Raw genomic sequence first — 12,144 nt, 5'->3', positions numbered from 1 at the left:
ATGCGGGCCAAATCGATAAAAGGCGAATCGCCAGAGGAGATCAGGTCAGCTTTGAATGAAAGCTTGCAGGATGGCTTTACGCCATCGCTGGCCATCGTATTCATTTCTGTTAAACAAAACAGAGACGCGCTATGCGATATCCTGAACAGCGCTGGCATTGACATTATCGGGGCAACATCAGCCGGGGAATTCATCGATAATCACCAGAGTGATGGCGCTATCGCGATCCTGCTATTGGATCTCAGCAAAGAATATTACCAGATCATTTTCAGTGAAACAAAAGACACCGATGTGATCATCGCCGCAAAAGATGCTGTAAACAGTGCGAAACAAACCTTCAGCCGTCCGGCCTTTATCGTGTGCAGCACCTCCTTTTCGAGCACAGGAAAAATGTACGAAAGCGATAGATTGATCCATGGAATTGTTGAGGAAGCAGGAAACGAAACGCCTGTATTCGGTGCGATGTCGGGAGACGACTATCTTCTGGAAGGCACTTTCATTTTTACCAATCATCAAACAACAGACGAAGGTTTTATCATACTTGCGCTGGATAACGACAGGATCGATCTGCACGGAATGGCCATTTCCGGTTGGAAACCCCTTGGAAAAGTAAGAACTGTTACAAAGGCGGATGGCGAATGGTTGTTAATGATTGACGATCAACCTGCACTGGATATGTATTTGCGCTATCTGGGACAATCGATCGACACAGAAGTCAATTCATCCAACTTCCGCGAGAACATCGCCTTCTATTATCCTTTTCTTTCGGTAGATGGAGGAGAGCCGTCACTGCGAACACCAATGATCATAGACAACGAAAGAAAAGCCGTCAGGTTAGACTTTGCTATTCCTGAAGGAAAACAGCTGCAGTTCACCCTTCCTCCTGATTTCGATATCGTGGAATCAGTTTTAAACAAGGCAGCAGAACTAAAACAACAAGAAAGTGCCTCTGCCGATGCCCTGCTTGTCTTCTCCTGTCTTGGAAGACGGACAGCTCTTGGCCCAATGATCCAGGAAGAAAATGATGGTCTACACAGGCTGTGGGATGTTCCAATGGCGGGCTTCTTTTCCTATGGAGAATATGGGAAAGATCCGGTAAATGACAATGTTTTTCACTCTACCACTTGCAGCTGGGTAGCATTAAAAGAAAAATAACCTTAAACCAGATAGCATGATCAAAGCAACTGTTTTATACGGCCATCCTTCCAGCCCGGAAGAGTTTGAGAAATATTATAAAGAAACACACGACCCTCTTGTAAATAAGACAGCAGGTATCGTCAAAAAAGAATATACCAGGTTCCTGCAGAACGCAGACGGCAGTGCGCCGGTCTATTACCGGATGGCCGAACTCTGCTTTGAAAGCGGAGAAACCATGCAACGGGCAATGGCTTCAGAAGAAGGCAAAGCTATGGCCGCTGATCTGTCAAATTTCGCCACAGGCGGCGTGAAGATCATTGTTGGTATTGTAGAAAACTAAATCAGCAGACATGAAAGCGAACTCGATCAAAGGCAACTCACCGGAAGAGATCAGATCAGCTCTTGCAAAAAAAATGGAAGAAGGTTTCAAGCCCACGCTGGCAACTGTCTTTATCTCCCGGAAACAGGATCATAAAGCAGTGACCAAAATATTATCTGATGCTGGTGTTTCCATTTTCGGCGCAAGTACCAATGGAGAATTTATCGATGGAGATACCGGGATGGGCGCCATCGTTCTCCAATGCTGAATTGGGAAGAGCGACCGGTGGTAATCTTGAAAGCATAACCTCACTACCTGCGTTGTAGCGTTAAAAGAAAGATGAAGATATCTTACAAAGAGAACGGCGTAGGAGTATCGCAAAGAGCGCCAGGTCACGCAAAGAGCGCAAAGCATCGTGATAAACTGAACACCCTTGCGTCCATTGGGGCCCTTCGCGCACTTTGCGATACTCGTACGCCGCCCAACTATCTATATGAAACTCGTAAAAAGTAATCCATATTCATACCCGTACCTGTTATTACCTAAAACTTTCATCCTTTTGAACCCACACCTCCAAAATATAAAGAAACTGCTAGAACCAGCAGACCTTCCCGAAGCAGAGAAAGCCGCCCTGCTTAAAGCCATTACTGACGCCGATAAGCAATGGGCCATCACCGACTTTAAACTGGACAGAACCGGAAAAGTAAAAAAAACAACAGCCATCCTCCTGGAAGAAACCATAGAAGAACTCGAACAAAAAAGAAAAGCCGTAGAAGACACTAACGCCGCACTAGAAAGATCATTGACAGAATTAAAATCCGCACAACAACAACTCGTTCAATCCGAGAAAATGGCTTCATTGGGAGAACTGACTGCCGGTATCGCACATGAGATCCAGAACCCGCTGAACTTCGTCAACAACTTCAGCGAGATCAGCGCCGAACTGATCGATGAAATGAAAGAAGAATTAAAAAACGGAAACCACGAAGAAGCCTTGCAGATCGCGGAAGACATCAAACAAAATCTTGAAAAGATCAACCATCATGGCAAACGCGCCGACGGCATTGTAAAAGGGATGCTTCAACACAGCCGCACAGGCAGCGGGCAAAAAGAACTAACCGACATTAATGCACTGTGCGAAGAATACGTCAGGCTTTGTTATCACGGATTAAGGGCGAAAGAAAATACATTCAATGCAACCATAATTACAGATTTCGATCCGTCACTTACCGGTGTCAATATCATTCCGCAGGATATGGGCAGAGTGATCATGAATATTCTGACCAATGCCTTTTATGCCGTTAATGAAAAGAAAAAAAGACAAATACCCGGATATGACGCAACCGTTTCCATAAAAACAGAACACTGCGGAAACAAAGCAACCATTGCAGTATCTGACAATGGCTATGGCATACCGCAACAGATCATCGACAAAATATTTCAACCATTCTTCACCACTAAACCAACCGGGCAGGGAACAGGCTTAGGATTGAGCCTGAGTTATGACATCGTTGCAAAAGGACATGGCGGTGAATTAAAAGCCGAAACGAAAGAAGGAGAAGGATCACTCTTTACCATCACACTACCAAACACCAAATAACTCATTACAAAAGACAATATGAAATCTTACGAAAACATTCCTGCTTCAACGTTGCTACTGTTCTTAACCTTGGCAACAATGACCGGTTTTAATCAATTGAGAAAAGGAACCCTAATGTTTGACTCCCTCGCAGCTATAAAAGAGATAGATATTCAGAGCGGACTATTCGCAGAAGCTTTACGAAATTCAGATTCTGTAAAAGCAGGCAATTGTTATACAAAAGACACGCGCATCTTTAACAGCGTTCGAACCACTACAGAAGGCCGCGAACACGTCATCCACTTTTACGGATACATGATCAGAAATAGTGTTGATTTTCATCTGTCCCACAGACATACGAACTGACGTTCCATCCAAAGAAAACGAAGGATCCACATTTATCATCAACGCCCCATCTAAAAATAAAACATGAACCCGGAAAAGGAAATATTGCTGAATGAAGCTCTTGACCGAGTCTGCGCAATCGGATGGGGACTAGAACCAGACGATTTGCTTCAAAACTATTTCGCTGAGCATTTAATGATCGTCGGAACCACGGCAGATGAATTGTTTTTTGACCTGGATGGTCTTCGAACCCTGATCCGCCGGCAAAAAGACCAAAGTGCCGGACTTGAGCTACATTTTTCCCGTACGCCTGTATACCGGAACTATTGTGCAGATGATAACGTTGCAGTCTTTGTTGAGCACGTTGCGGTGAAGATAAAAACCGGCACTGAAACAATCATTCTTGGGATCCGCTCCTCCGCTGTCATGGAATACATAAGCGGCAAATGGAAACTGGTTCACTGGCATGCATCAAAACCGGAAATGGTCCAATCAGATTCAGATACATTCGGCATTGACGACTGGAAGAAGAAAACCGACGCGCTCGAAAAACTGGTTGCGGAAAGGACTGCAGATCTGGTTATAAAAAACCGGGAGCTGGAAATTGAAACTTCCCTCGAGAAAGTGAGAAGCCGCACCATGGCTATGCATCACAGCAGCGAACTCAAAGAGATCATCCGTGTACTATACCAGCAACTGATCTATATCGGGATGCCAGTTGAACATGCCGGGTTCATTATTGACTATAAGAGCGGCGATACAATGAAACTTTGGATCGCTGATCACTATAAGATCCCGTCAAAGATTACCATTCCCTATTTTGATTCACCACACTGGAACAGCTTTCTTACAGCAAGAGAAACAGGCGCAAATTTCTTTGCCAACCATCTTGACTTTGACGAAAAAAATCGTTTTTATACAAAACTGTTTACCTTCTTTCCCGAACTACCGGCTGAAGCAAATGAATATTATTTTACCTGCCCCGGTCTCGCGATCTCAACTGTACTGCTGGAGAACATCGGCGTGTATATCGAAAACTTCTCCGGCATTCCCTATACAGATGAAGAGAACGCTACGCTTATGCGGTTTGGAAATGTTTTCCAGCAGGCCTATACACGTTTTCTTGACCTCGGGAAAGCAGAAGCACAGGCGAGAGAAGCGAGAATTGAAAACGCACTCGAGAAAGTCCGTTCGAGAACAATGGGCATGCAGCATAGCAACGAGCTTGCGGATGCATCTTTCGTTTTGGATAGCCAGGTGCGGGCATTGGGTATTGAAACCTGGGGTTGCGCTTTTAATATCTATGGCGAAAATGATTCTACCGAATGGTTCAGCTCCGAACGAGGCACCCTGCCTGCGTACAAAACCCCAAGAGAGAATCTCTTTCTCCGATATTACGAAGCAGGTCAGACGGGAGCTCCGATCCATGTTGAAACTTTCAAAGGCGAAGAGTGTATAACGCACTATGAGTATCTCTGCACCATTCCGGTGATGGGAGATGCGTTAAGAGGAATGCTGGCTGCCGGCGGATCATTTCCGACACAGCAAACAGATCACGCTATTTACTTCAAATACGGATACTTGCTATTTATTACGTTAGATCCCGCGCCGGAATCTTATGATATCTTTATTCGTTTTGCTAAAGTCTTTGAGCAGACTTACACCCGTTTTCTTGATCTGCAAAAAGCAGAAGCGCAGACAAGGGAATCGCAGATCCAATTGGCACTGGAACGCGTACGGGCACGTACCATGGCCATGCAGAACAGTAACGAGCTGATAGAAGCTGCCAATGTAATGTTCCAGCAGGTTGCCATACTCACGGGAGATGTTTCCTGGAATTATGGATTTAACATCTGGGACGATGATAAACAATGGGCCACTTCCTGGAATGGCACAAAGATCGGCATCGCCGAAGCGTTCAGAACACCAAGTAATCAGGATGTTTATAAACGGATCTATGATGCGCTGCAAAAAGGCGAAACCTTATATATCGAAGAGATCGGTGGTCAGGAACTCACAGAACATTACCAATATATCGATTCACTTCCCATAGCAGGACAGATATTGAGAGATTTTCAAAAAGCAGGAATCGCATTACCTTCCTATCAGATCTTCCATGTTGCTTTTTTTACGCAGGGATACCTGATGTTTATCACTTATGAACAAGTCCCCGCATTGCACGATATCTTCAAACGGTTTGCTGTAGTATTCGAACAAACCTATACGAGATTCCTTGACCTTCAGAAAGCGGAAGCACAGGCACTGAAAGCGCAGCAGGATGTGACAGAGATCAAGCAGGCGAGACAAAAAGCAGAGAACGCCCTCTACGATCTGCAAGCGGCGCAGAAACAATTGATACAATCTGAAAAGATGGCAAGCCTGGGTGAACTCACCGCAGGTATAGCGCATGAAATTCAAAACCCGTTGAACTTCGTCAATAATTTCAGCGATGTCAGCAAGGAACTCATCGATGAAATGAAAACAGAACTGGCGAATGGAAATACAACCATCGCCATCGAAATAGCCGATGACCTGATCCAAAACCTGGAAAAGATCCATCATCATGGCAAACGTGCTGACTCGATCGTAAAAGGCATGCTGCAACATTCACAGTCAAGCAAAGGACAAAAGACTCCCACGGATATCAATACACTGGCGGATGAATACCTGCGTCTGGCTTATCATGGCTTAAGAGCAAAAGATAAAAACTTCAACGCAACACTCCAAACTGATTTCGACAGCACCATCGGAAATATCAACGTCATTTCGCAGGATATTGGCCGAGTTTTGCTGAACCTGATCACAAACGCATTGTACGTTGTTGAAGAAAAAAGGAAATCCGGAATAGGGAACTACAATCCGACAGTTTCTATAAGCACTCGAAAGACAAACAATACCGTGGAGATAGAAGTCTCAGACAATGGTAACGGCATTCCCAAAGCGATCATTGATAAGATCTTTCAGCCATTTTTCACCACCAAACCAACAGGCCAGGGAACTGGTCTCGGATTGAGTCTTTCCTACGATATCGTAAAAGCACATGGCGGGGAATTGAAAGTAAAAACAGAAGAAGGAAACCGATCAACGTTTATTATTCAAATTCCGGTAAGCTAGTTAAAACCATCATTGTGAAGCAACTATTTCTCCTCATATCATTCCTTATATCTGCTGCGGCTTCAGTCCTGTCGCAGCAGATAGGCACGTTTAACCTGAACCGAATTCCGGATAAGGACACATTACTTGCTGGCTGGAAAATGTATGCGGGAGATGACCCACAATTCGCCAATGCAACATTTGACGATAGCAAATGGGAACCAGCAGACCCATACCTACAAAAAGACATTCAAGAATTTGACCAACTTCGGCGGTCAGGAATAATCTGGCTGAGACTGCATGTGAACGCAGCGAGCACAACCTTGAAGCAACAGTTATCCGCTTACATCATCCAATACACGGCATCTGCGGTATTCCTGAATGGAAGCCTGATCAAAAAATACGGAACGATCAGTAATGATCCGAATGATGTAAAAGCCTGGCTCCCCTCTCCCATGCCATTCCCAATCCATTTTGATCCGGGCGGCAAAAATGTGATCGCCGTAAGGATCGCTTACGAGCCGGGCATGCCTCACATTTCCCTGATGAACGGAGCACTCACGGCATTTGAAATGCGTATTGGCGAGCTGAACAAAGCAACCGAAAACTACCTCGCCAACCAGTGGCAATCCAAGATCTACATCATCATTTACGGTGTTAGCGCAGGCATCCTGATGATTGCCGGAATTATTTACCTCGTCTATTTCCTTTACGACAAAAGACAAAAAGTGCATTTGTATTATGCTATATCCGTTCTGGCATTAAGCCTGAACGCATTCCCGATCGAAGTCTGGGGAGCGGACAGATATGGCCCCGTCGCTATCGCATGTTGGGTATACTATTTCGAGGCGATATTCTTCATGATCGGGACACTTTTCATCCTGATAACGATCTATACCATTTTCAACTATCCTTACAGGAAGACCTTTGCCATGCTAAGTGCTATCGCATTGGTGTTATGCGTACTAATGTACACGCACGGCACGCCTGCATTTTTCTGGGCTAGTAATAAATACCCTGTCGTCTGTCTGCTAAACGGAGTCTATGTTTGCTGGTGGGCCATGCAAAAACATAAGAAAGACGCACGTATCATTCTTATCGGGCTGATCATTTATCTCGGGTTTACGGTGATAGCCAATATCGCCGATATTGACAGCCTATCAAACCAACTGGCTTTTTATATCGGGCAGATGGCCTTCCCGGTCGGGATGTCATTTTACCTGGGTCTGCAAAGTTCGGCAATCAATAAAAGACTAAGCTCAACGCTGGAAGAAGTACAGGAGCTTTCTGCAAAAAACCTATTGCAGGAAAAAGAAAAACAACAATTACTTGCTGCGCAAAATGAAATACTGGAAGTTCAGGTGCGGGAACGGACTGCCGCATTAAACCAATCACTCGAAGACCTGAAAGCCACACAGAGCCACCTTATACAATCTGAAAAAATGGCCAGCCTCGGAGAACTTACGGCAGGCATTGCGCATGAAATTCAAAACCCCTTGAATTTCGTCAATAACTTCAGCGAAGTGACCAACGAACTTGTTGATGAGATGTATCTCGAACTGAACAAGGGAGAAATAATGGAAGCAAAAGCGCTCGCTATTGACATAAAAGAAAACCTGGACAAGATAAGTCACCACGGCAAACGTGCTGAAGCTATAGTAAAAGGAATGCTGCAATATTCCAGACGCAGTACCGGGGAAAAAGAAGCAACTGATATCAATCAAATGTGCGATGAATATATCCGGCTTGCTTATCACAACTACCTTGGGAAACCGGGTAATTCTCACTGCTTCCTGAAAACGAAATTTGACACCAGTATCAAAACAATCGATGTCATCCCAGAGGATTTTGGCATGGTCATTATGAACCTGTTGAACAATGCATTTCATGCAGTCAACCAGACTGCCAATGGAACGCCTCCCGGATATGAACCAACTGTATCCATCGCCACAAAAAAACTTCAAGGAAAAATCGAGATTGAAATAAGTGATAACGGAACAGGTATTCCGGAAAATATCATTGAGAAGATCTTCCAACCGTTTTTCACTACGAAACCAGCGGGTCAGGGAACTGGCCTCGGGCTAAGCCTTTCGTATGATATCGTAAAAGCACATGGCGGGGGATTGAAAGTAAGCAGCACTCATGGCAAAGGATCTGTATTTACCATTCAACTACCGTCAACTAAATGAAAAAAGCGAGGCAACATATATATGTTCTCTTTTTGCTGATGCCAATCTGGTCAGCCGGACAGCTTAACATTTACTGGAAGGAACCTACAATTGCGCAGGCAGACAGCTTAAAGCAGGTGTTGGCAAAAACGACGAATGATACAGCCAGCATGTACCTTAATAGGCAACTAGGCATGCACTACCAGGAAAAGACCCGAACAGTATCGATGTCTTACTACCAGGCGATGCTCGGGCTTGCGCGAAAAGTAAAACAACAGGTATGGGAAGCTGAAGCGATGAGCAGGATCGGGTATATGTATACAGCAACATACGAGTATGCAGAAGGTCTTCGCGCACTATCACAGGCACAGGCGTTAGCCGAACAATCAGGAATAGAGCGAGGGATCTGGAAGCCCGAACTTTTACAATCTGGTGGCGATCCTCATCTGGCAAGACTTACCGTGTTTGCAGGTGCCGTTCAGCATTTAGGTATTCTTCATTCTTTTGCAGGAGATTACCCAAGATCGATTGCGTATCATCAACAAGTAAGGAAACTCAATGAAACCCTCCAGGATCAGGCATTAGCCTCCTTAAGTTACCTGAATACCGGAGAAGCCTATAACGGATTAAACAAACCAGACTCTGCTAAAAGATCATTCCTGCACTCTGTTGAATATGCCGAAAAATCCGGTCATAGAGTATACACCGGCCTCGCCTATTACTTTATTGGTAAGATCTGTGAAAAAGAAGGCAATTCCGAAGAAGCAAAAAAATACTACCGGAAAAGCTATATCGCAAACATCGAAATGGAGAGCCCCGACTTTGAAGGAATGGCTTACCAGGCTTTGGCCGATATGGCACTCAATTCGCGGCAGATCGATTCAAGCTTTTTCTATTCCCGCAAAGCACTCTCGATCTATAACGTGATCAATGACACATTGGGATTGATCGGCGCCAACAACTCCCTATCGGCAGCATACGGATCTTCAGGGCAAACCGACAGCGCTTACTATTTTTTGAAGAAAACGCTCGATTTTAAAAACGGGCTGAATAAAGAAGAAAGAGTCAAAGTATTTCAATCGATCGGACTGAATGAACAGATCAAAGTACAGGAACTGGAAGCTGCGCAATTGCGTACGCAAACAAAGATCAGAACATATTCGTTCATTGGAGGAATTATCGTCCTCCTGCTGTTCAGCGCATTTTTCTATAGAAATTATCAAAGACAAAGAAAAGACAAAGCCATCATTGAGAAATCCTATGCAGACCTGAAAGCAACACAATCACAATTGATACAGTCAGAAAAAATGGCCTCTCTGGGAGAGCTCACCGCAGGCATTGCGCACGAAATTCAAAACCCGCTGAACTTCGTAAATAACTTCAGTGAACTAAGCGCTGAGCTGATCGATGAAATGAATGAAGAGCTAAACAAAGGAGATATCGGGGAAGCAAAATCCATTTCAGCCGATATCAAACAAAACCTGGAAAAGATCAATCATCATGGGAAACGCGCAGATGCGATCGTAAAAGGAATGCTGCAACACAGCAGAACCAGTTCAGGACAAAAAGAACCAACAGACATCAATGAGCTGACAGATGAATACCTCCGTCTCTCCTATCATGGCATCCGCGCAAAAGACAAGAACTTCAATGCGACAATGGAGACAAACTTCGAACCAGCCACTGGCAAAGCAAGCATCATTCCGCAGGACATCGGCCGTGTTCTACTCAATCTCTTCAATAACGCATTTTACGCGGTAAAAGAAAAGATGGAGCAGAGCCATCCGGGATACCGGCCAACCATTTCTGTTAATACAAGCCGGATCAATGATAAAATCACCATCTCAGTTAAAGACAATGGAAACGGCATTCCGAGAAATATTATCGACAAGGTCTTTCAGCCATTCTTCACCACCAAACCTACTGGTCAGGGAACCGGCCTGGGACTAAGCTTAACGTATGACATCGTTAAAGCACATGGTGGGGATATTAAAATAGAGACGAAAGAACAGGAAGGAACTATCTTTCACATAGAACTACCTTTCTGACAAATCATAAACAAGACAGTTAAAGACAAAACAAACATGAGATTCATATTACCGCTGCTACTGGTGCTAACATTTGTTTCCTGTAAGGAAACGAAACAAACCAATAATGCTTCTTCAAAACTGGATGAATTCCTTACAGGACAGGAAAAATATTTCCGTTTTAATGGAAACATTCTGATAGCTGACAAAGGCCAAACTATATTTCAAAAATCTTACGGTTTTGCCGACTATAATACAAAGCGTTTACTGAACGACAGTTCCGTTTTCGAACTGGCATCCGTCAGCAAGCAATTCACCGCCACTGGCATCTTACTGCTGGTCGATAAAGGGAAACTGAAACTGACTGATTCGCTCCGCCAGTTCTTTCCCGAACTCCCCTATCACAATATCACCATCTGGAACATGCTTACGCATACATCAGGCCTGCCCGACTATATGGGAATAATGATGGAAAAATGGGATCATAACAAGATTGCTTTCAACAAAGACATGATCAATTTTCTGGCAACAGAAAATTTACCTGCTCTGTTTGCTCCCGGCACTAAATGGGAATACAGCAATACCGCCTATGTGATCCTTGCTTCAATCATCGAAAAAGTGACTCGTGAGACTTTCGCAGATTACATGGCAAAAAATATCTTCAAACCTTTGCAAATGACCCGCACCCGTGTATACAATACCCGGCGATCTTTAAAAGACACGATCCCGAACTATGCCTATGGATTCTTCTATCACGATTCATTAAACAAGTATATGATCCCGGACGAAGAACCGCAAATGAACTTTGTGATCTACCTCGACGGTTTGCAAGGTGACGGCATCATCAATTCAACAACTTCAGACCTGTTGAAATGGGATCGTTCGATCAAAAACCATACCTTATTAAAAGAAGCTACCCAGCAGGAAATGGTGAAGGGCCAGGCGCTAATGGACACTGCAACAAAAAAGTATTACGGATTTGGTGTCGGTATCGGAAAAAATGATTTCGGCAACATCATCTCGCATTCCGGCGGCTGGCCCGGCTATGTTACTTACCTGGCTCGTAATACCCATACCGATCAAACATTCATTGTACTGTCCAACAACATGTCCAATTCGTCAACCATTGCGCTTACATTGCAAAACATAGTCGCAGGAAAAGAGGTGGTAATGCCGTATGAACACAAAGCCATCAAACTTGATTCCATCGCATTAAAAACATTTCCCGGAAAATACAAAACCGCTACGGCCGATATATTGGTGGAGCTGAAAGACGGGAAACTGTTCCGCACCGGAGGAGGATCATCTATTGAACTGATCCCGGAATCTGCGTCAAAGTTCTTTTATGGCGACGGATCGGACAGGCAGTTTGAATTTGAACTGGACGAAAACAAAAAGATCAAAAAAGCCTGGGTGATCTCGGCAGGCATCAAAACAGTCATCGAAAAGTTGTAACAAACGTTCCGGTAAGAAATC

9 protein-coding genes are annotated in these 12,144 nt (G+C 44.4%); all 9 read left to right on the top strand.

Features of this window, described 5'->3' with window-relative positions; all coding sequences use genetic code 11:
• The 9 genes from LZZ85_RS03335 to LZZ85_RS03295 all read left to right on the top strand — a co-directional run bounded on the left by LZZ85_RS03335 (position 1) and on the right by LZZ85_RS03295 (position 12,123).
• A complete protein-coding gene (locus LZZ85_RS03335) occupies positions 1 to 1,155 on the top strand; it encodes an FIST signal transduction protein (RefSeq protein WP_237868521.1) in 1,155 nt (384 codons plus the stop codon).
• 16 nt (positions 1,156 to 1,171) lie between these two features.
• Positions 1,172 to 1,477, top strand: a complete 306-nt coding sequence (locus LZZ85_RS03330) for an EthD family reductase (protein WP_237868520.1) — start codon at positions 1,172 to 1,174, stop codon at positions 1,475 to 1,477.
• Positions 1,478 to 1,487: 10 nt separating this feature from the next.
• Positions 1,488 to 1,724 carry a hypothetical protein gene (locus LZZ85_RS03325; RefSeq protein WP_237868519.1) on the top strand — a complete coding sequence of 79 codons (237 nt, stop codon included), beginning with the start codon at positions 1,488 to 1,490 and terminating at the stop codon, positions 1,722 to 1,724.
• A 225-nt stretch (positions 1,725 to 1,949) separates the two neighbouring features.
• Positions 1,950 to 3,056 carry a sensor histidine kinase gene (locus LZZ85_RS03320; RefSeq protein ID WP_237868518.1) on the top strand — a complete coding sequence of 369 codons (1,107 nt, stop codon included), beginning with the start codon at positions 1,950 to 1,952 and terminating at the stop codon, positions 3,054 to 3,056.
• 18 nt (positions 3,057 to 3,074) lie between these two features.
• Positions 3,075 to 3,401 (top strand): hypothetical protein, encoded by a 327-nt coding sequence (locus tag LZZ85_RS03315; RefSeq protein ID WP_237868517.1) that lies wholly within the window; start codon positions 3,075 to 3,077, stop codon positions 3,399 to 3,401.
• A 63-nt stretch (positions 3,402 to 3,464) separates the two neighbouring features.
• On the top strand, positions 3,465 to 6,494 hold the full coding sequence (locus LZZ85_RS03310; RefSeq protein WP_237868516.1) for an ATP-binding protein: 3,030 nt from the start codon (positions 3,465 to 3,467) through the stop codon (positions 6,492 to 6,494).
• Between the two features lie 14 nt (positions 6,495 to 6,508).
• Positions 6,509 to 8,662: an ATP-binding protein gene (locus LZZ85_RS03305; RefSeq protein WP_237868515.1), complete on the top strand. Its 2,154-nt coding sequence runs from the start codon at positions 6,509 to 6,511 to the stop codon at positions 8,660 to 8,662.
• Positions 8,659 to 10,689, top strand: a complete 2,031-nt coding sequence (locus LZZ85_RS03300) for a tetratricopeptide repeat-containing sensor histidine kinase (RefSeq protein WP_237868514.1) — start codon at positions 8,659 to 8,661, stop codon at positions 10,687 to 10,689. Before LZZ85_RS03305 ends, LZZ85_RS03300 begins: the two co-directional genes overlap by 4 nt.
• Positions 10,690 to 10,725: 36 nt before the next feature.
• The gene (locus LZZ85_RS03295; protein ID WP_237868513.1) at positions 10,726 to 12,123 is read left to right on the top strand and encodes a serine hydrolase domain-containing protein; all 1,398 of its coding nucleotides are present in this window, start codon (positions 10,726 to 10,728) and stop codon (positions 12,121 to 12,123) included.
• Positions 12,124 to 12,144 lie beyond the last annotated feature (21 nt).

Origin of the sequence: Terrimonas ginsenosidimutans, from assembly GCF_022012415.1 — a bacterium.
GTDB classification, from domain to species: Bacteria; Bacteroidota; Bacteroidia; order Chitinophagales; family Chitinophagaceae; genus Terrimonas_A; species Terrimonas_A ginsenosidimutans.
The sequence above is the reverse complement of the archived record's forward strand: the minus strand, read 5'-3'. Positions and strand labels throughout refer to the sequence as shown.